Source organism: Pseudochelatococcus lubricantis (assembly GCF_011762225.1).
GTDB classification, from domain to species: domain Bacteria; phylum Pseudomonadota; class Alphaproteobacteria; order Rhizobiales; family Beijerinckiaceae; genus Pseudochelatococcus; species Pseudochelatococcus lubricantis.
The window spans coordinates 217,696-244,274 of record NZ_JAASQI010000005.1 but is presented as its reverse complement, the minus strand read 5'-3'; the positions used below and the strand labels follow the sequence as shown (position 1 = coordinate 244,274).

General features: G+C 65.0%; 26 protein-coding genes and 1 tRNA gene. 18 read left to right on the top strand and 9 right to left on the bottom strand.

The features are described 5' to 3' along the window. Window positions 1–287: 287 nt before the first annotated feature. Window positions 288–494 (top strand): YgaP family membrane protein, encoded by a 207-nt coding sequence (locus tag FHS82_RS12315; RefSeq protein WP_166953178.1) that lies wholly within the window; start codon window positions 288–290, stop codon window positions 492–494. A 67-nt stretch (window positions 495–561) separates the two neighbouring features. Then, on the top strand, window positions 562–855 hold the full coding sequence (locus FHS82_RS12310; protein WP_166953431.1) for an ArsR/SmtB family transcription factor: 294 nt from the start codon (window positions 562–564) through the stop codon (window positions 853–855). 119 nt (window positions 856–974) lie between these two features. On the opposite strand, the gene FHS82_RS12305 is transcribed toward FHS82_RS12310, so the two are convergent. Continuing rightward, window positions 975–2,669 carry an Eco57I restriction-modification methylase domain-containing protein gene (locus FHS82_RS12305; protein ID WP_166953176.1) on the bottom strand — a complete coding sequence of 565 codons (1,695 nt, stop codon included), beginning with the start codon at window positions 2,667–2,669 and terminating at the stop codon, window positions 975–977. A 319-nt stretch (window positions 2,670–2,988) separates the two neighbouring features. Continuing rightward, on the bottom strand, window positions 2,989–3,876 hold the full coding sequence (locus tag FHS82_RS12300) for a branched-chain amino acid aminotransferase (RefSeq protein ID WP_166953174.1): 888 nt from the start codon (window positions 3,874–3,876) through the stop codon (window positions 2,989–2,991). A 253-nt stretch (window positions 3,877–4,129) separates the two neighbouring features. Between FHS82_RS12300 and FHS82_RS12295 the strand changes: the two genes are divergently transcribed. From FHS82_RS12295 to FHS82_RS12285, 3 genes are read left to right on the top strand one after another with little or no spacing between them, the layout of a single operon-like run. Further along, window positions 4,130–4,696, top strand: a complete 567-nt coding sequence (locus FHS82_RS12295; protein WP_343042564.1) for a MarR family winged helix-turn-helix transcriptional regulator — start codon at window positions 4,130–4,132, stop codon at window positions 4,694–4,696. 6 nt (window positions 4,697–4,702) lie between these two features. After that, window positions 4,703–5,485, top strand: coding sequence for a response regulator (locus FHS82_RS12290; protein ID WP_166953171.1), 783 nt, complete (start codon window positions 4,703–4,705; stop codon window positions 5,483–5,485). 6 nt (window positions 5,486–5,491) lie between these two features. Further along, a complete protein-coding gene (locus tag FHS82_RS12285; protein WP_166953169.1) occupies window positions 5,492–6,877 on the top strand; it encodes an ATP-binding protein in 1,386 nt (461 codons plus the stop codon). Window positions 6,878–6,889: 12 nt separating this feature from the next. On the opposite strand, the gene proC is transcribed toward FHS82_RS12285, so the two are convergent. The 3 genes from proC to FHS82_RS12270 all read right to left on the bottom strand — a co-directional run bounded on the left by proC (window position 6,890) and on the right by FHS82_RS12270 (window position 9,062). Next, on the bottom strand, window positions 6,890–7,768 hold the full coding sequence (gene proC, locus FHS82_RS12280; protein ID WP_208394209.1) for a pyrroline-5-carboxylate reductase: 879 nt from the start codon (window positions 7,766–7,768) through the stop codon (window positions 6,890–6,892). Window positions 7,769–7,820: 52 nt separating this feature from the next. Continuing rightward, window positions 7,821–8,327 carry a type III secretion system chaperone family protein gene (locus tag FHS82_RS12275; RefSeq protein WP_166953167.1) on the bottom strand — a complete coding sequence of 169 codons (507 nt, stop codon included), beginning with the start codon at window positions 8,325–8,327 and terminating at the stop codon, window positions 7,821–7,823. Window positions 8,328–8,756: 429 nt separating this feature from the next. Next, window positions 8,757–9,062: an accessory factor UbiK family protein gene (locus FHS82_RS12270; RefSeq protein ID WP_166953165.1), complete on the bottom strand. Its 306-nt coding sequence runs from the start codon at window positions 9,060–9,062 to the stop codon at window positions 8,757–8,759. Window positions 9,063–9,405: 343 nt separating this feature from the next. Here FHS82_RS12270 and trxA point away from each other — a divergent pair, with 343 nt between their 5' ends. From trxA to FHS82_RS12250, 4 genes are all read left to right on the top strand, one after another. Then, window positions 9,406–10,296, top strand: a complete 891-nt coding sequence (gene trxA, locus FHS82_RS12265; protein ID WP_166953164.1) for a thioredoxin — start codon at window positions 9,406–9,408, stop codon at window positions 10,294–10,296. Window positions 10,297–10,484: 188 nt separating this feature from the next. Then, on the top strand, window positions 10,485–11,165 hold the full coding sequence (locus FHS82_RS12260) for an LON peptidase substrate-binding domain-containing protein (RefSeq protein WP_166953162.1): 681 nt from the start codon (window positions 10,485–10,487) through the stop codon (window positions 11,163–11,165). Between the two features lie 102 nt (window positions 11,166–11,267). Further along, entirely contained in the window at window positions 11,268–11,477 is a 210-nt protein-coding gene (locus FHS82_RS12255) for a Trm112 family protein (protein WP_166953160.1), read from the top strand. 99 nt (window positions 11,478–11,576) lie between these two features. Then, a complete protein-coding gene (locus FHS82_RS12250; RefSeq protein WP_246225314.1) occupies window positions 11,577–12,281 on the top strand; it encodes a transglycosylase SLT domain-containing protein in 705 nt (234 codons plus the stop codon). 25 nt (window positions 12,282–12,306) lie between these two features. Here the strand turns inward: FHS82_RS12250 and FHS82_RS12245 are convergent, their stop codons facing one another. The 3 genes from FHS82_RS12245 to FHS82_RS12235 form a co-directional block, all read right to left on the bottom strand. Beyond that, window positions 12,307–12,723, bottom strand: coding sequence for a (deoxy)nucleoside triphosphate pyrophosphohydrolase (locus tag FHS82_RS12245; protein WP_166953158.1), 417 nt, complete (start codon window positions 12,721–12,723; stop codon window positions 12,307–12,309). Window positions 12,724–12,732: 9 nt separating this feature from the next. Further along, on the bottom strand, window positions 12,733–13,974 hold the full coding sequence (gene argJ / locus FHS82_RS12240; protein WP_166953156.1) for a bifunctional glutamate N-acetyltransferase/amino-acid acetyltransferase ArgJ: 1,242 nt from the start codon (window positions 13,972–13,974) through the stop codon (window positions 12,733–12,735). Window positions 13,975–14,146: 172 nt separating this feature from the next. Next, window positions 14,147–15,082 carry a peptidylprolyl isomerase gene (locus FHS82_RS12235; RefSeq protein WP_166953155.1) on the bottom strand — a complete coding sequence of 312 codons (936 nt, stop codon included), beginning with the start codon at window positions 15,080–15,082 and terminating at the stop codon, window positions 14,147–14,149. Between the two features lie 418 nt (window positions 15,083–15,500). Here FHS82_RS12235 and secA point away from each other — a divergent pair, with 418 nt between their 5' ends. From secA to FHS82_RS12220, 3 genes are all read left to right on the top strand, one after another. Next, a complete protein-coding gene (gene secA, locus FHS82_RS12230; protein WP_166953153.1) occupies window positions 15,501–18,287 on the top strand; it encodes a preprotein translocase subunit SecA in 2,787 nt (928 codons plus the stop codon). A 5-nt stretch (window positions 18,288–18,292) separates the two neighbouring features. After that, window positions 18,293–18,712, top strand: coding sequence for a lysozyme family protein (locus FHS82_RS12225; RefSeq protein WP_166953151.1), 420 nt, complete (start codon window positions 18,293–18,295; stop codon window positions 18,710–18,712). A gap of 283 nt (window positions 18,713–18,995) precedes the next feature. Then, window positions 18,996–20,426, top strand: coding sequence for a putative bifunctional diguanylate cyclase/phosphodiesterase (locus FHS82_RS12220; RefSeq protein WP_281351125.1), 1,431 nt, complete (start codon window positions 18,996–18,998; stop codon window positions 20,424–20,426). A gap of 139 nt (window positions 20,427–20,565) precedes the next feature. On the opposite strand, the gene FHS82_RS12215 is transcribed toward FHS82_RS12220, so the two are convergent. After that, window positions 20,566–20,655, bottom strand: a tRNA-Ser gene (locus FHS82_RS12215). Between the two features lie 268 nt (window positions 20,656–20,923). Between FHS82_RS12215 and rplU the strand changes: the two genes are divergently transcribed. From rplU to FHS82_RS12185, 6 genes are all read left to right on the top strand, one after another. Further along, entirely contained in the window at window positions 20,924–21,322 is a 399-nt protein-coding gene (rplU, locus tag FHS82_RS12210; protein WP_166953146.1) for a 50S ribosomal protein L21, read from the top strand. Between the two features lie 97 nt (window positions 21,323–21,419). Continuing rightward, the gene (gene rpmA / locus FHS82_RS12205) at window positions 21,420–21,686 is read left to right on the top strand and encodes a 50S ribosomal protein L27 (protein WP_166953144.1); all 267 of its coding nucleotides are present in this window, start codon (window positions 21,420–21,422) and stop codon (window positions 21,684–21,686) included. A 427-nt stretch (window positions 21,687–22,113) separates the two neighbouring features. Next, complete coding sequence (locus FHS82_RS12200) at window positions 22,114–22,653, top strand: GNAT family N-acetyltransferase (protein ID WP_166953142.1); 540 nt, start codon at window positions 22,114–22,116, stop codon at window positions 22,651–22,653. Between the two features lie 103 nt (window positions 22,654–22,756). Next, the gene (gene obgE / locus FHS82_RS12195) at window positions 22,757–23,791 is read left to right on the top strand and encodes a GTPase ObgE (RefSeq protein ID WP_166953140.1); all 1,035 of its coding nucleotides are present in this window, start codon (window positions 22,757–22,759) and stop codon (window positions 23,789–23,791) included. Between the two features lie 111 nt (window positions 23,792–23,902). After that, entirely contained in the window at window positions 23,903–25,078 is a 1,176-nt protein-coding gene (gene proB, locus FHS82_RS12190; RefSeq protein ID WP_166953138.1) for a glutamate 5-kinase, read from the top strand. A gap of 186 nt (window positions 25,079–25,264) precedes the next feature. Beyond that, on the top strand, window positions 25,265–26,506 hold the full coding sequence (locus tag FHS82_RS12185; RefSeq protein ID WP_166953425.1) for a glutamate-5-semialdehyde dehydrogenase: 1,242 nt from the start codon (window positions 25,265–25,267) through the stop codon (window positions 26,504–26,506). Window positions 26,507–26,579: the final 73 nt, after the last annotated feature.

Here is a 26,579-nt window from a genome sequence, read left to right as displayed (position 1 = left end):
TGATGGTATGAATCCATCCTCAGTGGCTGCACGGGCTGCACGCTTTTGTTTTCCGCGCCCTGATCGCCGCCGCACCATGCGCTTACGGCACGGATTTCGCATTCTGCCTGTTATGTTCATTCAATTGAAACAGCGAGCAAAGAGGCCGGCGCCACGCGAAACGGCCGGCAATAAATTTCGATATTATAATTGCATTTTTATCTAATAATATTTATGAAATTAACACGATTGTGCCCGCCGACCGGTTCATCCGCCGCGGGGCATGCTTGTTTCCGGAGGAGGGTTTCATGACTGGCAATGTTGGTGGTATTGATCGCATCCTGCGTATCGTCGCGGGAATTGCTATCTTGTCGCTCGTGTTCATTCTGGAGGGCAGCGCGCGCTGGTGGGGGCTGGTCGGTCTGGTGCCGCTGGCGACGGGCCTGTTCCGCACCTGCCCGCTCTACACGCTGTTCGGGATTTCAAGCTGCCCGGTGAAAGGGCCGCGCAACTGATCGGGAACCATCGTTGACTGGCAACGCATCCGTCCTTTCCGGCGAACTCTCTCCTGCGGTCGTGGCGCTGCGCGCGAGTGTGGGGGAGGCCTCGCAGTTTCTCAAGAAACTGTCGAACCCGGATCGCCTGCTCGTGGCCTGTGCGCTGGTGGATGGCGAGTTGTCGGTGCGCCAACTGGAGGACTTGCTCGGCATTCGCCAGCCGGGATTGTCCCAGCAGCTGGCGGAACTGCGTACGGCAGGGCTGATCGAGGGCCGCAAGGAAGGCCGGGAGGTGTTCTACCACCTGGCCGATCCGCGCGTACGCGCCTTCATGTCGACCATGCACCAGCTATTCTGCGCGCCGTCTCCGGCCTCTTGAGGCTGTTGGCGATCATGTCAGCATTCCGCAGAAACGATGACGCGATCCAGGCTCCTGATCTTGAGCGAATTCTGAACGATCAGATGATTCCATCTGACCGTTACGCACTCTAGGATTCGTTACCGCGCCAGCCCGAACGCCTGCCAGACCAGATCGTCCAGTTCCGCCTCCAGCGCCGGCAGCTGGGCGGCATGGTCGGCGTCATAGATCGCCTTGGCGCGGGCGATGATCTCACATACGGACGGCAGGGAAGGGTCAGGCAGCGGAAACTGCTCGACGTATTGCGTGATGAAGCGCCGCCGCCCGGCATAGAGCCGGTTGTTGAAGCGGCGATCGTAGAACGCCTCGGCAAAGGTCGAGTTGGCGACGGCGGCGGCAAGCCACAGCAGATCCGTCTGTTCTTCGCCTGTCGCGAGCCAATAACAGTCGCCGTTGACAACCGTCCCGTCGAGATCGATCCAGAAGGCCGGGCGCTCGGCGATATCCCGGAACACGAGCTTGGGCGCGGCCCATGCTCGCGGGTCATGCGGCACCCACAGCTCATACCACTGTCGCCCCGCTTCCGTCACATAGGTACGGCGCTCAAGGATGGTACGGTGGGCTTCGAGATAGGCACGGCTTTTCGGAAACCCATCGAGCGGAACAGGGCGCCTTTGTCCCTGCGCGACCTCGTGCGGATAGAGGATGGCGCGGGCCTTATCCGGCAGAATGGCCCGAAAGCGACCAGCCGCGTGGTGGGTGGTGAGGGGACGCAGCAGTTCCGGCCTGTCCGCGCCGAGGGCCTCGTCCCAGTCGTGGCGGATGAACACCCGGTCGCAGCATGTCTTCACGCCGACGCGGATTTTGCCGATGCCGCCGAATCGTTTCCACGTATGGCGGTCCACCGTGGCAAGCCATTCGTCCGCCGCGCCGGACGCAAGCCGCCAGACATCCCGCGCCGTGCCGGCAGTATCCAGCCTGCCATGCCGGACGCGGAACCGCCGGCCGTCGTCGATGGCGACGACACCGTCGCGGTCGAGCGCGGCAACGGCGTCAGGCGCCCGCGCCGTCGCGGCTTCAGTCACGTTGTAGATGGAGGAGAATAGCGGAGCGCCGGACAGCGGCGCGGCCGTGCCGCGCGCGACGATGACGGCGGGCAGCACCGCCGCGCTGAAAAGCCGTGTGTCGCCCAGGTCCCATATATGCCGGAGGCTGAAGCGGCTGCGCAGGGCCGCGCGCACGGTGCCGCCGCCGCGTGTCGTCATGAAGCGGTTCGATACGATGATGCCCGCCACGCCGTCCGGGGTCAGTACCTGCGCCATGCCGAGCAGGAATGCGTGGTAGAGGTCGACGCGCCCCGCAAGGCCGAATGCCGAGGCCAGCCGCCGCGCAACGGCCGCGCCCATGATCTGCGTGCGGACGTAGGGCGGATTGGCGATGATAAGATCGAACCCAGGCGCCCCGCTGCCGCGCGTCTCCAGCACAAAATCGAGAAAGCTGCCCCGCGTGAGCTGAACATCAGCATCGGGAAACGCCGCCCGGATGCGCCGCGCGGCCACATCCAGCGCCGTCGCATCGGTATCGAAGCCGCGAATGTCGAGGGCCGCGTCGCACCTGTCCCGCAGCACGCCGAGCAACGCGAGGACGAGTGCGCCGTCGCCGATCGCGGGGTCGAGAATGGTGAGGGACGTCCGGCCGCCGATATTGGCATTGTCGGCGATCTTCTCCGCCACGAACCGCGCCAACCGCTCCGGTGTGTAGGTCGCGCCGCGCGCCTTCTCCGCACTGACGATCCGGTAACGGCGGGCTTCATCCGGAACGGTGGGGAGGTGCATGCGATTCTCGATTTTATTGTCCGCCCAATATGTTACCCCACGCCTGCGCGGTCAAGGCGCGGACGGCACGGTCCGCGTCACGCTCGCGGCGCTCTTGTGCCAGGCAAGATAGGGCGGGGAGACAACGCGATAGCTCTCGCCGCCGCCATGCGATAGTGGCCGCGCTGAGAGACGCCGGATAGATCCGAACGATCGGCAGGATCGTCTGTCGCAGACCGCCCCGGTTATCGGAAGTTGGTAGAGAAATATTTCGCAAGATATTGACAGAAAAGGCCCCACGCCGGTTCCGGCGCGGGGTCGCCTATCGTCATGCCCTCGCTCAGGCGGCGTTCTTCGCCGCGTGCACGAGGTTGTCGTAGTCTGTCAGCAGCGTCTTGGTGATGTCAGCAGGCGTGAAGTGGTGCGGACCGATCTCGGAAACCGGCGTGACCTCGGCAGCCGTGCCGGTGACGAAGCTTTCCGTGAAGCCGGAGAGTTCCTCAGGCATGATGGTACGCTCGATGACCGGGATACCGCGCTTCTTCGCCAGTTCGATAACTGTCTGCCGGGTGATGCCGTTCAGAAAGCCTTCGGGCGCCGGGGTGTGCAGTTCGCCGTCTTTGACGAAGAAGATGTTGGCGCCGGTGCATTCGGCCACCCGCCCGCGCCAGTCGAGCATCATGGCGTCCGAATAGCCCTTGCGTTCCGCCTTGTGCTTGGAGATCGTGCAGATCATGTAAAGGCCCGCCGCCTTGGCAGTCGACGGCGCGGTCGCGGGGTCCGGACGGCGGTATTCGGCGATATCGAGGCGGATGCCCTTCAGCCGTTCCTCGTGCGTGAAGTAGCTCGGCCACACCCAGGCGGCGATGGCGAGATGAATGGTGTTCTTCGGTGCCGAAACCCCGAGCGCCTCCGCGCCGCGCCACGCGATGGGGCGAACGTAGGCATCCACGAAGCCGTTTTCCTTCAGCACCAGAGCCTTGGCGGCTTCGATTTCATCGACGCTGTAGGGAATCTCGAAGTCGAGCAACTCACCGGATTTTTTCAGGCGCTCGGTATGCTCGCGCGACTTGAAGATGACGCCGCCGTAGGCGCGCTCGCCCTCGAAAACGGCGGAAGCATAATGCAAGCCGTGGGTGAGCACGGGAACCGTTGCCTCGCTCAACGGCACGAGCTTGCCATCGTACCAGACGACATTTTCTTTTTTATCATGCGGTGTGACCGACATAGAACTACTCCGAAAAGCTCCTTGAGACTGGTTCGGGAATCAGGACGCGGGCCGCGACGGTCGTGACGGCGGGCAATGTCGCCGTGCGAGGGCCGCTCCGTGTTATTTCCTTTCGCGGAACCCACTTGACGGGTAACGATGTTCCTGAAATATGTCAATAAGCCTGACGTAAATTGCGTGATAACTTTTTTCCGTTCTCCTCTCGTATCATGACTGCACAAATTCTCATCAGATGCAATCCGGGGAATGTCCTGTGAGTATCGCCAGTTCGCCGCGAACCAGCCCCGCGGCCTTTTCGTCTCTCCCCGAGTCCGGCAGTGCCGGCGCGGACGATACGGCCGGGCGGCCGGGAAACGACATCGTCGAGCTGCTCTTCTTCGCCTATCGGGACTTCGTCAGCGACCCCGATCGGCTGCTGACGCAATACGGTTTCGGCCGGGCGCATCACCGCGTGCTACACTTCGTGGAGCGCCAGCCGGGCATGACGATCGCCGAAATGCTCGATATCCTGGGCATCACGAAGCAGAGCCTCAATCCGATTCTGAAGGACCTTGTCGAGAAAGGTTACATCGTGCAACGTACCGGCACGGTGGACAGGCGGCAGCGATTGCTGTTTCCGACCGACAAGGGGCGCGCGTTGTCGCTAGACCTGACGAAGCCGCAGCTCGGTCGCATCGCGCGCGCTCTCGCAGGGACAGAGCCGGACGTGCGGGCCAAAGTGACGGCGTTTCTGTTCGCCATGATCGATCCGGACGACCACGCGCATGTGGCGCGTCTCGTGTGGACGGAACCGGCGACGGACGGACATGACGCGGAGTAGCAGGCCATGACGGAAGTGGAAGCGGACACCACGGAAACAGCAAGCTCCGCACGGCGGGGCGCGGGCGGGCTGCCGGACGACGCGCCGCATATCCTCGTCGTGGATGACGACCGGCGGCTGCGGGCGCTGCTGTCACGTTTCCTCACCGACAACGGCTTTCGCGTCACCGTCGCGCCTAGTGCGGCGGTTGCCGAATCGACGCTTAGCCATCTTGTCTTCGATGCGCTGGTGCTCGACGTCATGATGCCCGGCGAGAACGGCTTCGATTTCGCCCAGCGCTGGCGCAAGACGTCGTCCGTGCCCATCCTGATGCTGACGGCGCGCACGGATGGCGTAGACCGTGTGAAGGGGCTGGAGATCGGCGCGGACGACTATCTCGGCAAGCCCTTCGAGCCGCGCGAGCTTCTGCTGCGCCTCAGCAACATCATCCGGCGCAACACGGCGGCGGGAGAGGCGCAGGCGCCCGCCCGCACCCTGCCGGAGGTGATCCGGTTCGGCGGCTTCGTCTTCCGCTTCGATCGCGGGGAGTTGCGCCACGACGACGAGATCGTGCGCATCACGGAGCGGGAGCGGGAAATTCTCACCATTCTGGGCGAGGCGGCGGGCGGGCAGGTGCCGCGCGAGGAACTCGCGGGCAACGCACCGGTCGCGGCCGGGGGACTTGCCAGTGACCGCAATGTCGATGTCCAAATCAACCGGTTGCGCCGCAAGATCGAGCGCGATCCTGCCAATCCCGTCTATCTGCAGACCGTGCGCGGCGTCGGCTATCGCCTGCTGATCGACGGCTAGGCGGCCATGAGCAGCGCGGGCGCGACGGAAGAAAGAAGAGGGATCGCAAGGCGCCTGTTCACCGGCCCACGGCGGCTGGCGCGCTGGCTGGGCAGCGCCATGCCCAAGGGCCTGTTCGTCCGCTCGCTGATCATCATCATCGCGCCGATTGTGATCCTGCAGTCGGTGGTGGCCTATGTATTCCTGGAACGCCACTGGCAACTCGTGACGCGCCGGCTGTCGTCGGCGGTGAGCGCCGACATCGCCGCGCTGATCGACATCTACGACACCTATCCGCAACCCAATAACGCGGAAGACCTCGTCCGCATTGCCGTCGAGCGGCTCGGGCTCGATATCGAGTTCATGCCCGGCACGGAGTTGCCGCAGCCGGGGCCGAAACCGTTCTTCTCCATTCTCGACGAAGTGCTGAGCGACGAAATCCGCAAGCAGGTGGGCCGGCCCTTCTGGATCGACACGGTAGGGCGTTCCAATGTCCTCGAAATCCGCATCAAGCTCGACGACGATACGGTGATGCGCGTCTTCGCGCGGCGCAGCCTCGCCTATGCGTCGAACTCGCATATCTTCCTGATCTGGATGCTCGGCACCTCGCTGGTGCTGGTGACGATCGCGGTGCTGTTCCAGATCAACCAGATACGCCCCATCCTAAGGCTGGCGGACGCGGCTGAATCCTTCGGCAAGGGGCGCGAGGTGGATTTCCGCCCGCGGGGCGCGCGCGAGGTACGGCGGGCCGGCGTCGCGTTCCTTGAGATGAAACGGCGCATCGAACGGGCGATGGAGCAACGCACCACCATGCTCAACGGCGTCAGCCACGACCTGCGTACGATCCTCACGCGCTTCAGGCTGTCGCTGGCGCTGATGGCGGACGACCCGGACATCGAGGATCTGCGCAAGGATGTCGACGAGATGGAGCGGATGCTCGAAGCCTATCTCGCCTTCGCGCGCGGCGACACCGGGGAGCAGGCAGCGCCTACAGATATCCGCGCCATTCTGGAAAGCCTGCGCGCGGACTATGCCCGTCAAGGGCGCGAGGTGACGATCGGGGCATCCGGCGACATGACGGTGACGGTGCGTCCCTTCGCCTTCCAGCGCCTCGTCGGCAATCTCGTCGCCAACGCCGTGCGCTACGGTACCCGCGTCAGCATCGCGGCGACCCGCCTGCCGCGCTGGCTCGCGATCACGGTCGACGACGACGGCCCGGGCATCCCTCCCGAGCTGCGGGAGGAGGCGTTCAAGGCGTTCGTGCGTCTCGATTCCGCGCGTAACGTCGACGACGGCGGCACCGGGCTTGGCCTCGCCATCGCCCGCGACATCGCCCGCTCGCACGGCGGCAACGTCATCCTCTCCGACAGCCCCATGGGCGGGCTGCGGGCAACGATCCGCGTGCCCGTATGAGCCGCGCCCGGGTCAGCCGGAAAGCTCGCCGGCCCTTCGCCTGGCGGCGGCCACGGCCTGCGTGACGATCGGGCCGATGCCGTTCTCGCCGCTCAGCACCGCAAGCGCTGCTGCCGTGGTGCCGCCCTTCGAGGTCACGGCCTCGCGCAGCTCGGCCGCCGATAGCGGGGATTGGTCGAGCAGCGCGCCGGCGCCCGTCACCGTGGCGCGCGCCAGCCGCTGCGAAAGCGCCGCCGGAAGGCCGGCCGCCACGCCAGCCTCTGCCAGCGCCTCGACGAGATAAAACACGTAGGCAGGTCCCGATCCCGACACGCCGGTGAGGGCGTCGATCAGGCTTTCGTCGTCGAGCCATTCGACGGCGCCGGCTCCCGACAGCAACACCGTTGCCGTGGCGCGCTGCGCCTCGCTCGTCCCAGAAGCGGCGACGACGCCGGTGATGCCCCGGCCGATGGAGGCAGGCAGGTTGGGCATCGCCCGGACGATGGCGCGCGTGCCGGGAAGCCGCTGCGAGAGATTATCCAGCGTCTTGCCGGCGAGAATCGACAGAACCAAAGTGCCGGGCGCCGCAAGCCGCGCAAGATCGGGCGCGATCTCGTCCAGGAACTGCGGCTTCACCGCCAGCACCAGAACCTCCGGTGCGCCGATATCCCCGGAGGCGGGATTGAGGCCGATGCCGCGCTCTGCCGCGATCCGCACGATATCGGCGGAGGGGTGGGGATCGATGATCGTCACCCGGACAGGATCGAGGCCGGATTTCAGCCAGCCGTCGAGCAGGGCGCCGCCCATCTTGCCCGCGCCAACCAGAACGAGCGACAGCGGAAGCGCGGCATCGGGCGGCGGGCTTTCCAGAATGTCGGAAAACCGCTGCACAGTCTGCACTCCCGTCGTCATCTCATCATCCCTCGTTTGTAGCCAGTCCTGGAAAACAGCCGGAGCCAGGCGCTCAGGCCTCGCCCTCCGTCTCGAACAGCACACCTTCCAACGCCTCGTGCGCGCTCTTGCCGGCCCAGAGCACGAACTGGAACGCCTGATAATAACGCTCGCACGTCTCCACCGCCACCTGCAGCATCGTCTCGCACTGGTTGCGAGTCGGTTCCACGCCGCCCGACAGCAGAAGCGCGTGGCGGAACATGACGACGTTCTCCCGCGTCCACAGGTCGAAATGCCCGACCCACAACTGTTCGTTGATGAGCGAGATCAGCTTGAGCATTTCGGGCCGTTGACGCTCCTGCACCTTGAGGTCGAAGGCACAGGCAAGGTGCAACGCCTCCATTTCCTCAATCCAGGTAAAGGCGATATGATAATCTGCCCAGCCGCTCGTGATCGAGACCGACATCTCGTTGTCGTCGGCGCGATCAAACGTCCAGTCGTTCATCGACGCATAACGCTCCACGACATCCAGCGGGTGCTCGTCCCGCTCGGGGACGATTTCAAAGTCGAGATGTGTCATATCGTTCCCTCGCCGATCCCTCGGCTCGCACTGAAACAAAATACGATGGGCCGTGCGGGCAAGCAGGGCGCACGCCATCGATATTGCGGGACGGTGGAAAAAAGAAGACATTCGCCCTGTCGCCACAGGGCACCTTCCGGTTGTACCTCAATCTGCTCATATGCATCCGATCCTGTGTTCAGGACGTGCCGCAGCAGTACATCCATGGCGAATCACCCTTATAATCAAGGGAGATACCAACGAAGAGCATTGCATGCAATGCAGGATCATCGTCAGGGATTCGCTCCTCTCCCACAATGGGCCCCCGACAGGTTTCCACACCCGTATTTTTCACAAACATTCAGAATAAGCCGGCAAAAAGAAAATGCAACCCTGCCGCCCGTTCCCATGAAACGTGAGAACGCCCGCGACGTTACGGTTGTCAATACATTATGGAGACGTAGTGGCAGCATCCTCGGATGCGGCATTCTGCCGCACATCTTCCGGACCAGCCAGACGCGCCTCAAGGGCTTCGATACGGGCGAGGAGCTTCTCGTTTTCCTCGCGCGCCGCGATGGCGATCTCGCGCACAGCCTCGAATTCCTCGCGGGAGACGACGTCGAGGGACCGCAGAAGACGCTCCGCCTGCACGCGCGCCGCCGTTTCCACCTCGCGCCGCGCGCCGTCAGCCAAGCCGGCGGCATCGGTGATGAGGCGTGCAAAATCGTCGAAAATCCGGCCGCTCGTCTGTGTCATGGCATTATTCCTTTCCGCCCCTGCACCAACTCGGTCGTCTAATATAACATAATTCGCCATCGTTCCACCTCGGCGGGGCAGGGTACGGACCGCGCACGGAAACGACGGCGATGAGCGCGATAGAGATTGCGCTCGGAAAGCAAGGACCCCATTTTCCAGGCGTCGGGATGCGTTCCCGGCGAAGGGTTTCGCGGAGGCGGCAGGGCGGGGCGCTCTTTCGGGACGGTCTCCGGCGCCTTCCGGCGACGAAGGACTTCTTTTCGAGCATGGATTGGTGCGCTAAAGAGTTTCGCCTGTCTGCCGGGTTTGCCGTCATCATCGAGGATCGTCGAAGGGGAACGTTATGGTTGCCGAAACACAGTCTCCGTCCGCTGCTCTGGTCAAGGATACGACCACGCGCGATTTTCGCCAGGACGTGATCGCCGAGTCCATGAGCCAGCCGGTTCTGGTCGATTTCTGGGCGCCGTGGTGCGGCCCGTGCCGGCAACTCACGCCGATCATCGAAAAGACGGTCAAGGCGGCGCAGGGACGTGTCAGGCTCGTCAAGCTGAACATCGACGATCATCCCGAAATTCCCGGGCAGCTCGGCATCCAGTCCATTCCAGCCGTCATCGCGTTCCAGAAGGGCCAGCCCGTCGACGGCTTCGTCGGCGTGCTGCCCGAAAGCCAGGTCAAGTCCTTCATCGAACGCCTGGTCGGGCCGCTTGGCGGCGCAGACGCCCTGCTCGACGAAGCGGACGCCAGGGCGGCGGCCGGAGATGTCTCGGGCGCGGCCGAAATCTATGCGGCCGTGTTGGCGCAGACGCCTGAGAGCACCCGCGCCATCGGCGCGCTGGCGCGCCTGCACGTGACGCTGGGCGATCTGGAGGGCGCACAGCGCTTTCTGGACATGGTACCCGCCGACAAGACGAACGATCCCCATATTTCCGCCGCCCGCGCCGCGCTGGAGCTGGCCGCGCAGGCGGAGGGCCTGGGCGACGTCCGGGAACTGGAGCAGCGCGTCGCCGCCTCTCCGGACGACCATCAGGCTCGCTTCGACCTCGCGCTGGCGCTCAACGGCCGGAACCGGCGCGAAGAGGCGGCGCTGCAGCTCATCGAACTCGTGCGCCGCGATCGCGGCTGGAACGACGACAGCGCGCGCAAGCAGCTTCTGCAGTTCTTCGAGGCCTGGGGGCCGACCGATCCGGCGTCCGTCCTCGGGCGGCGGCGGCTTTCGTCGGTGCTGTTCTCGTAAGGGACCTTCGGAGGGCCCGGCCGCAAGCCGGCCGGAGCATTCCCGCTTCTCGCCGAAGCCTCCGGATTGCTCCGGCCTCGCGTTTGACGCCGGCTTTCGGCGTTCGACGCGAGCTTTTTGGATCTGATGCGTTTTCGGGCTGGAATGCGGTATCCGCTCCTGCCGCGAAAGCACTATGGGAGGTGGCCATGAACCCTGTGCAGCGTTCGAATCCGGTCCATTGGTCCGCGGCCGATTGCCCGGGCGTGATCCCTCTTTTCCCGCTCGCCGGGGCGTTGCTGCTTCCGCGCGGGCAACTGCCGCTCAACGTCTTCGAGCCGCGCTACCTCGCCATGGTGGACGATGTGATCGGCAGCAAGCGCGTGATCGGTATCGTCCAGCCCGACGCAGAAGCCGCCGACGTCGACGTGCCGCCACTCTACAAGGTGGGATGCGCAGGGCGCATCACACAATTCGTCGAGGTGGAATACGGCCGTTATCTCGTGTCCCTGACGGGGATTTCCCGCTTCCGCCTGATCGAGGAACTGCCGGTGCTGACGCCCTACCGGCAGGCGCGCGTCGACTACGAGCCCTATCGGGAGGACTTCAACGCCCGCGCCGGCGAGGATGAGGTCGACCGCCAGGCGGTGATCGACGTGCTGCACCGCTTCGCGGAAGCGAAGGACCTGCGAATCGACTGGAAAAGCATCGAGGAAGCGTCGAATGAGGCGCTCGTCAACGCCCTGTCGATGATGAGCCCGTACGGCGTGCGCGAAAAGCAGGCGTTGCTCGAAGCCCCGGACCTGAAGGCGCGCGCCGACACGCTCGTGGCGATCACGGAAATCGAGCTGGCGCGCTCCGGCGACGCGCCCGACACCACATTGCAGTGACACGGCGCAGTAAGACAGGGACGGTAATTGTTGACGGCACGCGCCGATCCTGCTTACTCCCGCATGAAAATCCGCGCAGCAGGCGCGCAGGAGAGCACAAGCATGAGCCATCAGAATTCACAAGCAGAAGCCGCTTCGCCGACCAGAATCGATCCCAAGCTGCTCGAACTGCTCGTCTGCCCGCTGACCAAGGCGCCGCTGGAGTACGACGCAGAAAAGCAGGAGCTCATCAGCCGGCAGGCGAAGCTCGCCTATCCGATCCGCGACGGGATCCCGATCATGCTGCCGGAAGAGGCGCGCACGCTTTCTTGATTTCCGCGCCTGATCACTAACATGAAGTTTTAAGGAAAGTGCTGTAGCGTACAGCTCGTCTGTACGTTGCGGAAAGTCTCTTGCAGGATCGGATAAACCATGCGCCGCATACTTGTCATTGGCATGCTGACACTGTCTTCAGCAGCATGGGCTCAGGGCACGCCGGCGCAGGAAGCCACAACGAAAGTCGCAGTCACGGAAACGGCGCCGCCGGAAGCGGCGGCACCGGTGCAGTCGATACAGCCGGCGGACGGCAAGGCCGGCTATCGCGCGATCCTGCGGAAAAAGGCAGCAGCAGCGGGCGTGCCCTTCGAACTGGCAGACGCCGTGGCCGAAGTCGAGAGCGGCTACGATCGCGGAGCTGTCGGTGGCGTCGGTGAGGTCGGCCTGATGCAGCTGCTGCCTTCGACCGCGCGGATGCTCGGCTTCTCGGGGCCGACGAAAGACCTGTTCGAGCCTGAAACCAACATCCACTACGGGGTAACCTATCTCGCGCAGGCGTGGCGGCTTTCCGGCAACGACGTCTGCACGACGGTAATGAAGTACCGCGCCGGCCATGGCGAGAGCCGGTTTTCGCATCGCTCCGTGGATTATTGCATCAGGGTAAGGCGCGGCCTTGCCGCGCGCGGCTATGCGGTGACGGGCGAGGTGCCCAAGGCCACCTTCGGCGAACCGGTCGGCGGCGGAACGCGCGTCGCGGGGAAGATACGCAAGAAGAGCCGGCTGAACTGGACGGCGGCGGATGCCCGTTGGCGCAAGGTCACCGGGCAGATCAATTCCGCCAGCCTGATGATCATGCAATAACCTGTTCGACAGGTTTTCCAGCAGGTTACTGCAAATCTATGAGAAACGGGATGAGCGGCGCATCCGCAGGCGGCATGGGATAGTCGCGCAGGCTGCGGGGCGCGACCCATTTGAGCGCCTGGCCCTCGCGCGAAGAGGCCGTGCCTTCCCACCGGCGGCAGACGTAGAGCGGCATCAGCAGGTGGAAGTTCTCATAGGTATGGCTCGCGAAGGTAAGCGGCGCGAGGCAGGCTTCCTTGACGACAATGCCAAGTTCCTCCGCCAGCTCCCGGATGAGCGTCTCCTCTGGGCTTTCGCCCGGCTCCAGCTTGCCGCCCGGAAACTCCCACAACCCCGCAAGCGCCTTGCCTTCCGGCCGCTGCGCGATGAGCACGCGCCCATCGGCATCGATCAGCGCGCAGGCGACAACGAGCAGCAGCTTCCGGGGGGCGTCGGCCGTCATGATCGAACCTTACGAACGGTAGTCGCCGTTGATGATGACATATTCCTTGGTCAGGTCGCAGGTCCAAACGGTCGCGGCGCCGCGCCCAAGCCCCAGGTCGACGCCGATGACGATCTCGTCGTTGCGCATGTAGGCGGATACGGCTTCCTCGTCGTAGGTGGGATCACGCTCGCCTTCGTGCGCCACGCGGATGCCGCCGAAGGAGATGGACAGGCGGTCGCGATCCGCCGGCTCACCGGCCTTGCCAACCGCCATCACGACCCGGCCCCAGTTGGCATCCTCGCCTGCGGCGGCGGTCTTCACCAGCGGCGAGTTGGCAATGGAAAGCGCGACCCGCTTGGCGGAGGCAGCGCTGACCGCGCCTTCCACCTTCACGGTGATGAACTTGCGCGCCCCTTCGCCGTCGCGCGCCACCTGCTGCGCGAGGTCGACCAACAGCTTGTTGAGGGCGGCGCGGAAACCGGACAGGCGCCGATCGCCAGCCGTCTCGATCAGCGGCGCGCCGCGTTTCGCCGCCGCCCCCGTGGCGAAGGCAAGCAGCGTGTCGGATGTCGACGTGTCGCTGTCTACGGTGACGGCATTGAACGAACCCTGCACGCCGCGTGAAAGCAGGCCCTGCAGCGCGCTGGCGGACAGCGGCGCATCCGTGACGACGAAGGCCAGCATCGTCGCCATGTCGGGCGCGATCATGCCCGCGCCCTTGGCGAAGCCGTTGATGGTGACAGCGACGCCGCCGATGGTGGCGGTGCGGGTCGCGACCTTCGGAAACGTGTCCGTGGTCATGATGGCGCGGGCAGCGTCGATCCAGGCCGTTTCCGTGGCGGCGTGCGCGCAGTCGGCCAGCACGTTGCCGAACTTCGTGGCATCGAGCGGCTCGCCAATCACGCCGGTGGAGGCGAGAAAAACCTCTTCCTCCGCGCATCCGACGACGCCGGCGGCGAGCTTCGCCGTCAGCGCCGTTGACTCGCGGCCCTTCCTGCCGGTGAAGGCATTGGCATTGCCGGAGTTGACCACGAGGGCGCGCGCCGTGCCGTGCGGCAGATTGGCACGGCACCAGTCGACAGGCGCCGAGGGGCAGCGCGAGCGTGTGAACGCGCCGGCAACCACCGTGCCGGGATCGAAGACCGCAAGCAGCACGTCGGTGCGCCCGGCATAGCGGATGCCCGCCGCCGCCGTTGCGAAACGCGCACCGGGAATGGCGGGCAGGTCGGGATAAGTCTTCGGCGCGAGCGGGGATATCGTCGTGGACATGATGTTTCGTCAACCGTTATGCGGAAGGAAGCCGTCTGGCGCATCGGGCCGCAAACCGAACCCGGCCATCCTGAAAAAAATTGTGCATACCCAAAGAAATGGAGCGGCAGGCTCGCTTTTGGCCTGAAGTCCGCCGCCCGGGGTTCACGTGGCCGTGCGCTGCGCCGGCATGTTACTTCTTCGCCGGCGCGGCAGGCTTCGCGGCATCGGCGGCACCGTTGCCGGACGCGGGCGCATCGCCCTTTTCGGCGCCGGCGGGCTTGTCCAGCCGCTCGATCTTTGCCTTCTCGCGCAGCGCCAGAACCGCTTCCTGCTGGGCACGCTGAACGATGAAGGTCTCGATCTGGTCCTTGACCTCCTCATAGGTCGGCACAGGCTTCTGGCGCCGGTCCTCGACCTTGATCACGTGCCAGCCGAACTGGCTCTTGACGGGATCGGACACCTTGCCGGGATCGAGCTTGAAGGCGATCTCGGAGAACTCGGGCACCATGCGGTCGCGCGTGAAATAGCCGAGGTCGCCGCCTTCCTTGGCGGAGCCGGGGTCCTTCGACAGCTCGGTGGCAAGAGCCGCGAAATCCTCACCCTTTTTCAGGCGCTCGGCCACGGCTTTCGCGGCGGCCTCGTCCGGAACGAGAATGTGGCGTGCGCGCACCTCATCCTCAGGCGTCAGGTTCTTGATGGTCTCTTCATAGAGCTTGCGCCCCGCTTCGTCGGTGGCCGCATCGCGGGCGACCTTCGCAAGGTACTCGTCGACGAGCACCTTGTCGCGGGCATAGGCGAGCCGCCCGGCAAAACCGGCCGATTCGTCGAGCTTCTCCGCCTGCGCCGCCGCGGAACCGAGGCGAATGTCGATCAGATAGCCCACGAGATAATCGCGCCGCTGCGCTTCCGGCATAGCGGGCAGGCGGTCGCTCAGCTCCTCCGCAGCGAGGGCGAGGTCGCGCTCGGTGATCGTGGCGCCATTGACGCGCGCGAGAACCTTGTCGCCGGCCTGCGTCTCGGCGGATGCGGGAGAAGAAGCGGCTGGCTGCTGGGCCACCGCCACGCCCGAATACGCAACGAGCGAGGCGGCCAGAAGGGCGGGAAGGCGGAAACGGCGCGCGATCATGGTGCAATCCAGAAAATAGTGGCGTGGTTGGACGCCGCCGGGGGGGCAGGGCAGATTCGCGACCTTCCCGGCTGCGAACCGATGAATGAGTGGCGTAACCCGCCGACAATGGCAAGGAAATTTGTCGGAAAGGGGATTCCTCGGAAACAGAAGTTCAGCGGAAAGGAGATTCATGGGAAAAAGGCATTCCGGCCGTCCGTCCTCATCGACGGATTCCGATTGTCGCCCGCCGCCTGTTGACAGCAGGCCCGGATGCGCCCATCTCGCTTTTGTGTCGTCCATGCCGCCTTGACCATTATCCCGATGTTCATGGTGGCATTGCGCGCGTCGCTGCTCTGGACCGTGGCCTTTTCGCCGGTTAAACCGTGTGGGGCGGCGTGCTGACGCACGCGATATTCTCTGTTCTGGAAGGCTTTCCATGTTAGGCGGCATTGCGAGAAAACTCTTCGGTTCGGCCAACGACCGGCGCTTGAAGTCCTATCGGGGGCGGGTGGCTGCCATCAACGCGCTCGAACCCGAGATCGCCGCCTTGTCCGACGAGGCGCTGAGGGCGCGCACGGCGGAGTTCCGCCAGCAGCTCGCCGATGGAAAGCCGCTTGACGACCTGCTGGTGCCCGCCTTCGCCACGGTGCGCGAGGCAGCGAGGCGCGTTCTCGGCCAGCGCCATTTCGACGTGCAGCTCGTCGGCGGCATGGTGCTGAACGAGGGCGCCATCGCGGAAATGCGCACCGGCGAGGGCAAGACGCTGGTCGGCACGCTGCCGGTGTATCTGAACGCGCTGACGGGCAAGGGCGTCCACGTCGTCACCGTCAACGACTATCTGGCAAGCCGCGACGCCGGCACCATGGGCCGCATCTACCGCTTCCTCGGGCTGTCCGTGGGCGTGATCACCCACGGCCTCGACGACGACCAGCGCCGCACGGCCTACGCGGCGGACGTGACCTACGGCACCAACAACGAATACGGCTTCGACTACCTGCGCGACAACATGAAGTACGACCTCGGGCAGATGGTGCAGCGGGGCCACAACTACGCCATCGTCGACGAGGTCGATTCGATCCTGATCGACGAGGCGCGCACGCCGCTCATCATCTCGGGGCCGCTCGACGACCGTTCCGATCTCTACAACACCATCAACGCCCTGATCCCGCGCCTGACGCGCGACGACTACGACCTCGACGAGAAGCAGCGCGCCGTCTCCCTCACCGAGAAGGGCAACGAGCGGATTGAGGAAATCCTCGTCGAGGCAGGCCTGCTGAAGGAGGACGCGGGGCTCTACGACGCGGCGAATGCCTCACTCGTGCACCACGTCAACCAGGCGCTCCGGGCACATACGCTGTTCCAGCGCGACAAGGACTACATCGTGCGCAACGGCGAGGTCGTCATCATCGACGAGTTCACCGGCCGCATGATGCAGGGGCGGCGCTATTCGGAAGGCCTGCACCAGGCGCTGGAGGCCAAGGAGCACGTGCAGGTGCAGCCTGAAAACCAGACGCTCGCCTCGATCACCTTCCAGAACTATTTCCGCCTCTACGGCAAGCTCGCGGGCATGACCGGCACCGCCGCGACCGAGGCGGACGAATTCGCCGACATCTACCACCTCGACGTCGTGGAGGTGCCGACCAACCTGCCGGTGCGCCGCGTCGACGAGGACGACGAGGTCTATCGCACCGAAAAGGAGAAGCTGAAGGCCATCGCACGCGAGATCGAGGAGGCGTCCGCGAAGGGGCAGCCCATTCTCGTCGGCACCACCTCCATCGAGAAGTCCGAAGAACTCGCGCGCTACCTCGCCGAGCACGGCTTCCGGCAGATCGACTTCGCGACGTCCGACACCTTGCGCCCGGTGTTCGAGGCGGCACGCACGGGCAAGCCCAGCAAGCACTTCGCGGTGCTGAACGCGCGCTTCCACGAGCAGGAGGCCTTCATCGTCGCCCAGGCCGGCGTGCCGGGCGCGATCACCATCGCCACGAACATGGCCGGTCGCGGCACGGACATCCAGCTCGGCGGCAACGCCGACATGCGCATAGAGCAGGAACTGGGACCGGAGCCGGAAGAGGGCGCCGACAGCCCCGAGCGGGCCGCGCGCGAGGCTGCCATCCGTGAAGAAGTCGCGGCCTTCAAGCAGCGCGCCATCGCCGCCGGCGGCCTCTACGTGGTCGGCACGGAGCGGCACGAGAGCCGGCGCATCGACAACCAGCTGCGCGGTCGTTCCGGCCGCCAGGGCGACCCCGGGCGCTCCAAGTTCTACCTGTCGCTGCAGGATGACCTGATGCGCATCTTCGGCTCGGACCGCATGGACGGCATGCTGACGCGCCTCGGGCTGAAGGAGGACGAAGCCATCGTCCATTCCTGGATCAACAAGGCGATCGAAAAGGCGCAAGGCAAGGTCGAGGCGCGCAACTTCGATATCCGCAAGAACATCCTGAAGTACGACAACGTCATGAACGACCAGCGCAAGGTCGTCTTCGAGCAGCGGCGCGATTTCATGTCGCGCGATTCCGTGCGCGAGGAAGTCGACGAGATGCGCCATGGCGTGATCGACGATCTGGTGGCGCGCCACATTCCGCATGACGCCTATCCGGAACAGTGGGATGCGGAAGGGCTTGCCGAGGCGGTTCGTGACGTCCTCAACCTCGACCTGCCGATCGCCGACTGGGTCAAGGAAGACGGCATCGCCGACGACGAACTTCGCGAACGGATCAGGACGGCCGCCGACGAAGCCTATGCGGCGCGCGTCGAACGCAACACGCCGGAACTCTCCACCTATGTGGAAAAGCAGGTGCTGCTGCAGTCGCTCGATCATCTGTGGCGCGAACATCTGGTAACGCTGGACCATCTGCGGCAGGTGGTGGGGTGGCGCGGACTGGCGCAGCGCGACCCGCTCAACGAATACAAGGCCGAGGCGTTCCAGCTCTTCAACGGGCTCATCGACCAGTTGCGTACACAGGTGACGCGGCAGGTCTCGCGCGTCGAGATCGTGATGCGGGCGCCGGAGCAGGAAGAGGCTGCGCTGGCGCACGCACCGGCGCTGGCGGGGGCCGATTTTGCCGTGCAGGGGGCGGAAGCGTCGTTTGCCGCACCCTATGCCTACGACGCCGACGTCGACCCCGACGATCCCGCGACGTGGGGCAAGGTGGGCCGGAACGACCCCTGCCCATGCGGCTCCGGGCGCAAGTTCAAGCATTGCCACGGCCGGTTCGCCTGACGCGGATGGACGCCGACCTGATCCGGCAATGCGCCGTTGACAGTCTGCTGCCCGCAATCGTCGAGCAATTCATAGCCACGGCGGGGGCGCGCTCACCGTTCGATATCGTGATAACCATCGACGGTCGCAGACTCGACATTCCACCCCCGCCGTCGGAAGATGAAGCGCTGCGGATCGTGCGCCACTTCGTATCGGCCGGCGGGGATGTGCGCGTTGGGCTGACACGCTTTCCCGCGCATCTCGCGGCGGAAGATCCGTCGGGGATCGACATGGCCGTTATCGATCCCTGCCTCAATGTACGCATCGGCACTGCCCTGTTCGCGCGGATTTACGAGCGGGAACGCGCCCGGGACAATTCGTCCGACGCCGATGCGTTCGCCAGGGCTGCAGCCATCTATTTTTCCGAGAACCCGCTGAAGGAGTGATCGGGCGGGCGCGACCGGCAAGCATGTCTCCAGTCTGGAACACTGATATCCGGCAGCGACAATAACCATATTGATTTGTTAAAAAACTTACATTTATTTTTTTCTTTTTACATACCCCACTACATTACTTCAACAGACCGAATCCGGACGACGACTTGCGAAAAATGTTGTAATCATGTTTCAGAAAACGCTTCAGGCAATTAATTTATGCATTGCGCCAAAGTTGTTCTCGGTTATCATGAATGACGCACGGAGGGGTGCATGGTAAAATCGAGAGTGCATCATGGTGGCGATCACAGTCCCGCAGCAACGGGAGACGGGATTATCTCCAAGTGAGACGCCGGTTCCTGCCCGGGTTCATGATGCTGCGCCGGAGAATCCCTCTTCCCTGAGGCAGTGGACGGCAGCGGGTGGCCGTACCGATCTTGATGAACAGACGAATTTGCCTGATCAGCGTTTCTTCGCGGAGGAGGTGGAGCGGCAGATGGCCCGCTCCACGGGTGCGGCGTTCACGCTGCATATCGTGCGGATCGACAATTTCAGCGTGGTCAACAACGCCTTTGGGCCTGAAACCGGACGGCAGCTGCTTCAGGTGTGCGCGAACAGGCTGCGCAACAGCCTGAATGGCGGCTGCCTTGCCGGCCGCTACGGCGCGGACGGTTTCGCCGTGCTGCAGCGGACCGGGAAGGAATGTCCCGAGGTTGCCGCGCTCGCCCGCCAGATACTGACCCAGTTGACCGCGCCCTATCTGATATGGGGACATCGCATCAGCATCGCGGCGACGATCGGCATTGCCTCCCGCCCCGACGACGGTGGCGATTTCGCTGCGCTCGCGCACCGCGCCGGGCTCGCTGTCGATCATGCCTTCAAGGGCGGCCAGCCGATAGCGCGCTACCACTCGGATATTCTCGCGGACGCGCGCCGCATCGCCGCACTCGACATAGACTTGCGCAACGCGCTGGCGACACAGCAGTTCTTTTTGCAATTCCAGCCGCAGGTCTCGCTGCTGACGGGAAAGCTCTCCGGAGCGGAGGCGCTGGTTCGCTGGCGCTGCCCGGACGGCACGGTAATGCCACCCGATACATTTCTGCCCTATGCGGAGGAAAGCGGGCTGATCGCAGCCATCGACGAATGGGTGCTGTCACAGGCTTGCCACGCGGCACGGCGTTGGCACGACTCGGGAATGCGGCTGCGAATCAGCGTCAACATGTCGTCTGCACGCTTCGCGCAGCGCCACATACCGGCGCTCGTCACCCGCGTGCTACAGGAAACGGGCCTCGAACCACGCTACCTCGACATCGAACTGACGGAAACGGCCGTGATGCACGATATCGAGCGCGTGGGGAGCGATCTCGCCAGTCTGCGGTCATTGGGCGTTTCGGTCTCCATCGACGACTTCGGCGTAGGCTATTCGTCCTTGCGTTCCATCAAGCAGCTGCGCGCCGACAGACTGAAGATCGACCGGGACTTCGTGCGCAATCTCGCCGTCAGCGGCAGCGACAGGGCGATTCTGCGCACGATCATCCATCTTGGCCACGAGCTGGATTTCGAGGTCGTCGCCGAAGGGGTGGAAACGGCCGATCAACTCACCATCCTGCGCGCGGAGCGATGCGACGAGGTTCAGGGCTTCCTGTTCGCACGGCCGATGTCGATGCCGGATTTCATGGCTTATGCCCAGCGCTTTTGCGCATCAGGCGACTGCCACGCCGGATAATCGTCACCGGATGGAAGGGCGCGTCGCAAGAAAACCGCTGATAATACGATGTATAGATGACAGAAATCCGGCAGCTTTGCCTATTGCCGAAGTTTCTGCAGCCATTCCAGCTCTGCAAGGCGCATTGCGCCAAGCAAATTGGCGGAGAGGGAGGGATTTGAACCCCCGATGGAGTTGCCCCCATGCCGCATTTCGAGTGCGGTGCATTCAACCACTCTGCCACCTCTCCGCTCGCGGTGGTGACCTTAATAGCCGAGTCGCGCCGAATATCAAGAGGCCTTCGAACGGATTTTCGGGATATTTCGTTGACAATTTTCACGCCGGCGATTATGCGGAATGCTTCCATGCAGTTTAATCTGCATTCATTGGGAACGCGAGGCGTCGGTGATTCTGGTCCGGCGCCTTTCCGTTCTTGCAAAACTGAGAAAAAGCCGCTCTGTGGCCGGGAGGTGCAATCCTGCTGGCGGCAAGAGCGGTTCCGAACACAGGAAAGAAAGATGTTCGCAGTCATCAGGACTGGTGGCAAGCAGTACACTGTTGCCGCTGACGATGTCATCACCATCGAGAAGCTTGAGGCCGAGGCCGGCGCCGCCGTGACGTTCGACGACGTGCTGGTGCTTTCCCGCGGAGCTGAAGGGATCGTGGTCGGCGCGCCCGTCGTCGCCGACGCTTCGGTTTCGGCCGAGGTGGTGGAACAGACGCGCGGCAAGAAGGTTATCGCCTTCAAGAAGCGCCGCCGGCAGAACTCCAAGCGCAAGCGTGGCCACCGTCAGGCGTTCACCGTCGTGCGCATCACCGACATTCTCGTCGGCGGCAAGGCGCTTCCGCGCCCCGCCAAGGCTGAGAAGAGCGCCGACGCCGCACCGGCCGAGGCAGCCCCGGCGGCTGCCGAGTAAGCGCGGGAAACCGTTTCCCGGGCGTTCCGGAGTTGTCGCGTTAACCGCATGACCTCCGGGCGCTCCGCATCAGATCAGGATATTTGGGAGTTCTATCATGGCCCACAAAAAATCAGGCGGTTCATCCCGTAACGGGCGCGATTCCGACGGCCGCCGCCTCGGCGTCAAGAAGTATGGCGGCGAGAAGGTGATTCCGGGTAACATCATCATCCGCCAGCGCGGCACGAAGGTCCACCCGGGCGACAACGTCGGTATCGGCAAGGACCACACGCTGTTTGCTCTCGTTGAAGGGCGCGTCGAGTTCCTCACGCGGTTGGGGCGTTCGTACGTACGCATCGACGTGGTGCAGGAAGCAGCAGAGTAACTCAGGCGGAAGCTGTCCGACAAAGAGCTTTCGCCGGTATTCCATCCCCGGCGGAAAGCGGCATGTGTCAGCTCGCGATCCAGCGATCAGGGGAAATGGGATGCCATTTCCCCTTTGTCGTTTCAACACCCGGCCGGGCCGGGCTATAGGATCGGAGCAGACAGATGACCATTCGCACCATCATCGCCAACGCCACTGCCGCTATCGCCCGTGCAACGGGCTTCACGCAAGGGGCAGCCTTCGATGCAGGTCGCGTATGGCGTTTTGCTCCGGCCCTGCCGCGTCACGATGGTCGTGGATGCGAACGCGGTGGCCTCAAATACCTTCCCGTTTGTGCGTATCCAGGCATGGATGCCGCCTGCGCACACCATCTCGCGAACGCCCGCACGCGGGCGCATCTGCCGGCGAGAGCGGGGGGGCGGGGGCCATGCTGAGGGAAGCGGTGAGAACGGACCGGTTGCTGCTGAGGCCGGTGCGGATGGATGACGCGCAGACGCTCATCGGGCTGGAAACATGGAACGTCGCGCGCTGGCTCGCATCCGTTCCCTGGCCGCTCACGCTGGAGGACATGCAGGACTACATCGTGCATGCCTCCGCCGAGAACGAAGCGGGCATCAGCGCAAACTACGCCATCGAGGCCGAAGGCGCACCGTGCGGCATGATCACCCTGCATCCCAGGGATGGCGCGCTGAGCCTCGGATACTGGCTCGGCGAGCCGTACTGGGGGCAGGGGCTGATGAGCGAGGCGGCGGAGACTTTCGTCGACGCCTTCTTTGCCTGCAGCGGGGTGATGCACATCATCTCCGGTGTGTTCGCCGGCAACGGCGCTTCCCTGCGGGTGCAGGAGAAGCTCGGTTTCGTCACCGTGGGCGATACCATGCGCTACTCACGCCCCCAGGGGCGGCCCTTGCCCTATTATGAGACGGTGCTGGGGCGCGAGCGCCATGCGCGGCGGCTCGCCGCATAGGGCGGCAGGACAGAAGACAGGCCGCCGGGAGACATCCCGGCGGCGCGACATATGTACAGACGCGGGGCCAGGGGCTCCGCCCGTTGACGGGTTCGAGCAGGCGATGAAGTTTCTTGATCAGGCGAAGGTTTATGTCCGTTCCGGCGATGGCGGGGCAGGCTGTGTCTCGTTCCGGCGCGAGAAGTTCATCGAGTTCGGCGGCCCCAACGGCGGCGACGGCGGGCGCGGCGGCGACGTCGTGGTCGAATGTGTCGACGGCCTCAACACGCTGATCGACTACCGCTACCAGCAGCATTTCCGTGCCCGTCCCGGCCAGCACGGCATGGGCAAGAACCGCACCGGCGCGCGCGGCGCGGACACGGTGTTGAAGGTGCCGGCGGGCACGCAGGTTTTCGCTGAAGACAACGAGACGCCGCTGGCCGACCTCACCGAGGTTGGCCAGCAGGTGGTGCTGGCGCGCGGCGGCAACGGCGGCTTCGGCAACGCCTACTTCAAATCCTCGACGAATCAGGCGCCACGCCACGCCAACCCCGGCCTGCCGGGCACCGAAATGTGGATCTGGTTGCGGCTGAAGCTGATCGCCGATGCCGGGCTCGTCGGCCTGCCGAACGCCGGCAAGTCCACCTTTCTCGCGGCGGTCAGCGCGGCAAAGCCCAAGATCGCCGATTATCCGTTCACGACGCTGCATCCCAATCTCGGCGTCGTCGGCATCGACGGGCGCGAGTTCGTGCTCGCGGATATTCCCGGGCTGATCGAGGGCGCGCACGAGGGCGCGGGACTCGGCGACCGCTTCCTCGGCCATGTGGAACGCTGCCGCGTGCTGCTCCATCTTGTCGACGGGACGAGCGAGGACGTCGCCGGCAGTTACGAAACCATCCGGGCCGAACTCGAAGCCTATGGCGGCGGGCTCGCAGACAAGCCGGAGGTGGTGGCGCTGTCGAAGATCGATGCGCTTGACGCCGAGACCCGCGCCGCGCGCGCGGCGGATCTTGCGGAAGCCGCCGGGCAGGCGCCGCTGCTGCTGTCCTCCGCCTCGCGCGAGGGCGTCGACACGGCGCTGCGTTGCCTCGCGGACATCATCCGCGAGGCCGGGGCGGAGGAAAAGGAACGCGAGGTCCCGGCCGACTGGCAGCCGTGAGGCAAAGCCGGGCCCGGGTGCCAGTCCTGCCGCCGCTGCATGCGGTTTTTCCTTTCCTGCACGCGGATTACGGTTAAGTATGCGCCGCGTCGAATGTCCGAATGAAGCATCATGATCGATCATTCCGTCTCTCCCGCGTTGGCCGCGCGCTTGCCCGAGCTGGCGCAGTTCAGGCGCATCGTCGTCAAGGTGGGCTCGTCGCTGCTGGTGGACCGCGAGCGCGGGCGCCTGAAGCGTAGCTGGCTTTCGGCGCTGGTGCAGGATATCGCGCGGCTGCACGAACGGGGCGCGGAGGTGATCGTCGTCTCCTCCGGCGCCATCGCGCTGGGGCGCACCGTGCTGCGGCTGCCCTCGGGGCCGCTGAAGCTGGAGGAGAGCCAGGCCGCCGCCGCCGTGGGGCAGATCGCGCTGGCGCGCCGCTGGACGGAGGCGCTCGCCGTCCACGAGATCGTCGCCGGGCAGATTCTGCTGACATTTTCCGATACGGAGCAGCGCCGCCGGTATCTGCACGCCCGTGCCACCATCGGCAAACTGCTGGAACTCGGCGCCGTGCCGATCATCAACGAGAACGATTCGGTAGCGACGAGCGAAATCCGCTACGGGGACAACGACCGGCTCGCCGCACGTGTCGCGACTATGGTGGGGGCGGACCTGCTCGTGCTGCTGTCCGACGTCGACGGCCTCTATACCGCGCCGCCCAACGGCAACCCGGATGCGCGCCATATCCCGCTCGTCACGCATATCACGCCCGAGATCGAGGCCATGGCGGGCGGTGCGGCGTCAGAGCTGTCGCGCGGCGGCATGCGCACCAAGGTGGAGGCGGGCAAGATCGCGACCGCCGGCGGCGCCTGCATGATCATCGCTGACGGACGTGTGGAGGGGCCGCTCGGCACGGTTATGAACGGCGGGCGCTGCACGTGGTTTCTCTCGCCCTCCAACCCCGTCACGGCGCGCAAGAAGTGGATCGCCGGAACATTGCAGCCACGCGGCGCGTTGCATGTCGACGCGGGAGCGGAGAAGGCGCTGCGGCGTGGCGCGAGCCTGTTGCCTGCTGGTGTGCGCCGCATCGAGGGCGATTTTCACCGGGGCGACGCGGTCTCGGTGCGCGGGCCGGAGGGGCGGGAAATCGGCCGCGGCCTCGTCGGCTACGACGCGGACGAAGCGGGGCTGATCGCGGGCCATTCGACGCAGGATATCGAGACGCTGCTCGGCCACGGCGGGCGCGCCACCATCGTGCACAGGGACGATCTCGTCCTGTTCGGCGGCGATTCGCACGAAGGTGCATGAAAGCCATGCTGCCGGGCGCGCTTGACCGCGCATCCCTCTTGCGTAGAAAATAGACATGTATCGCACGGCGTTGCATTGGCCGCCGGCTGGAGGATGAGGATCATGGCGAGTGTAGCTGCTGATGTTACGGACAAGAGCGAGGTGCTGGGCGGCGCTGCCGACGCGCCGCTGCCGCTTGCCTCGCTGATGGCCGACATCGGCCGGCGCGCCCGCAAGGCCGCCCGCGCACTGGCGTTGACATCCGACGCCGCCCGCACGCAGGCGCTCAACAGTGCCGCGAGCGCTATCCGTGAGGACGCGGAAGGCCTGATCGCGGCCAATGCGGAGGACATCGCGGACGCCCGCGCGGCCGGACGCGGCGAGGCGTTCATCGACCGCCTGCAACTCACCCCGGCCCGCGTCGAGGCCATCGCGAAGGCGGTGGAACTCGTCGCAGGCCTGCCGGACCCCGTCGGGCGCGTGCTGGCAACCTTCGAACGCCCCAACGGCCTTGTCATCGAGCGTGTTTCCGTACCCCTCGGCGTGATCGGCGTAATCTTCGAAAGCCGGCCGAATGTCGCCGCGGACGCGGGCTCGCTGTGCGTGAAGGCGGGCAATGCCGCCATCCTGCGCGCCGGGTCGGAGAGCTTCCGCTCGGCCCAGCGGCTGGTCGCGGCCGTTCGCTCCGGGCTGGAAAACGCGGGCCTGCCCGCCGATGCCGTGCAGCTCGTGCCGGTTCGCGACCGCGAAGCCGTCGGCCTGCTGCTCGGCGGGCTCGATGGCAATGTCGACGTCATCGTACCGCGCGGCGGCAAGGGCCTGGTGGCGCGGGTACAGGCGGAGGCGCGGGTGCCGGTGTTCGCGCACCTCGACGGCATCTGTCATGTTTTCGTGCATCGCGACGCCGATCTCGACATGGCGCGCAAGGTGCTGCTGAATGCGAAGATGCGCCGCACCGGCATCTGCGGCGCGGCGGAGACGCTGCTTGTCGACCGGGCGGTGGCGGACACGCATCTGAAGCCGCTGGTGACGGCACTGATCGAGGCCGGCTGCGAGGTGCGTGGCGATGCGGAGACACAGGCGGTCGATCCGCGCGTGAAGCCCGCGACCGAGGAGGACTGGCGCACGGAATACGAGGATGCCATCATCTCCGCGCGCGTGGTCGACGATCTTTCGCAGGCCATCGATCACATCGAGACCTACGGCTCGCACCATACCGAATCGATCATCACGCAGGACAAGGAAGCGGCGGCGCGTTTCCAGCGCGAGGTCGACTCGGCCATCGTGGCGCACAACGCCTCAACGCAGTTCGCCGATGGCGGCGAGTTCGGCTTCGGCGCCGAGATCGGAATCGCCACCGGGCGCATGCACGCGCGTGGCCCCGTCGGCGTAGAGCAACTGACCTCGTTCAAGTACCGCATCCACGGCAACGGGCAGACGCGGCCTTGAGGAGCGAGGCCGGCTCCTGCTTCATCGAGGAGGGCGAGGATGCGCCGCCCGGCGTCGCCCGCATCGATGCGAC

Coding starts and splice junctions, on each gene's coding strand:
- FHS82_RS12315 (WP_166953178.1), top strand. CDS start 288: ATGACTGGCAATGTTGGTGGTATTGATCGCATCCTGCGTATCGTCGCG.
- FHS82_RS12305 (WP_166953176.1), bottom strand. CDS start 2,669: ATGCACCTCCCCACCGTTCCGGATGAAGCCCGCCGTTACCGGATCGTC.
- FHS82_RS12300 (WP_166953174.1), bottom strand. CDS start 3,876: ATGTCGGTCACACCGCATGATAAAAAAGAAAATGTCGTCTGGTACGAT.
- FHS82_RS12290 (WP_166953171.1), top strand. CDS start 4,703: ATGACGGAAGTGGAAGCGGACACCACGGAAACAGCAAGCTCCGCACGG.
- FHS82_RS12285 (WP_166953169.1), top strand. CDS start 5,492: ATGAGCAGCGCGGGCGCGACGGAAGAAAGAAGAGGGATCGCAAGGCGC.
- proC (WP_208394209.1), bottom strand. CDS start 7,768: ATGACGACGGGAGTGCAGACTGTGCAGCGGTTTTCCGACATTCTGGAA.
- FHS82_RS12275 (WP_166953167.1), bottom strand. CDS start 8,327: ATGACACATCTCGACTTTGAAATCGTCCCCGAGCGGGACGAGCACCCG.
- FHS82_RS12270 (WP_166953165.1), bottom strand. CDS start 9,062: ATGACACAGACGAGCGGCCGGATTTTCGACGATTTTGCACGCCTCATC.
- trxA (WP_166953164.1), top strand. CDS start 9,406: ATGGTTGCCGAAACACAGTCTCCGTCCGCTGCTCTGGTCAAGGATACG.
- FHS82_RS12260 (WP_166953162.1), top strand. CDS start 10,485: ATGAACCCTGTGCAGCGTTCGAATCCGGTCCATTGGTCCGCGGCCGAT.
- FHS82_RS12255 (WP_166953160.1), top strand. CDS start 11,268: ATGAGCCATCAGAATTCACAAGCAGAAGCCGCTTCGCCGACCAGAATC.
- FHS82_RS12250 (WP_246225314.1), top strand. CDS start 11,577: ATGCGCCGCATACTTGTCATTGGCATGCTGACACTGTCTTCAGCAGCA.
- FHS82_RS12245 (WP_166953158.1), bottom strand. CDS start 12,723: ATGACGGCCGACGCCCCCCGGAAGCTGCTGCTCGTTGTCGCCTGCGCG.
- argJ (WP_166953156.1), bottom strand. CDS start 13,974: ATGTCCACGACGATATCCCCGCTCGCGCCGAAGACTTATCCCGACCTG.
- FHS82_RS12235 (WP_166953155.1), bottom strand. CDS start 15,082: ATGATCGCGCGCCGTTTCCGCCTTCCCGCCCTTCTGGCCGCCTCGCTC.
- secA (WP_166953153.1), top strand. CDS start 15,501: ATGTTAGGCGGCATTGCGAGAAAACTCTTCGGTTCGGCCAACGACCGG.
- FHS82_RS12225 (WP_166953151.1), top strand. CDS start 18,293: ATGGACGCCGACCTGATCCGGCAATGCGCCGTTGACAGTCTGCTGCCC.
- FHS82_RS12220 (WP_281351125.1), top strand. CDS start 18,996: ATGGTGGCGATCACAGTCCCGCAGCAACGGGAGACGGGATTATCTCCA.
- rplU (WP_166953146.1), top strand. CDS start 20,924: ATGTTCGCAGTCATCAGGACTGGTGGCAAGCAGTACACTGTTGCCGCT.
- rpmA (WP_166953144.1), top strand. CDS start 21,420: ATGGCCCACAAAAAATCAGGCGGTTCATCCCGTAACGGGCGCGATTCC.
- FHS82_RS12200 (WP_166953142.1), top strand. CDS start 22,114: ATGCTGAGGGAAGCGGTGAGAACGGACCGGTTGCTGCTGAGGCCGGTG.
- obgE (WP_166953140.1), top strand. CDS start 22,757: ATGAAGTTTCTTGATCAGGCGAAGGTTTATGTCCGTTCCGGCGATGGC.
- proB (WP_166953138.1), top strand. CDS start 23,903: ATGATCGATCATTCCGTCTCTCCCGCGTTGGCCGCGCGCTTGCCCGAG.
- FHS82_RS12185 (WP_166953425.1), top strand. CDS start 25,265: ATGGCCGACATCGGCCGGCGCGCCCGCAAGGCCGCCCGCGCACTGGCG.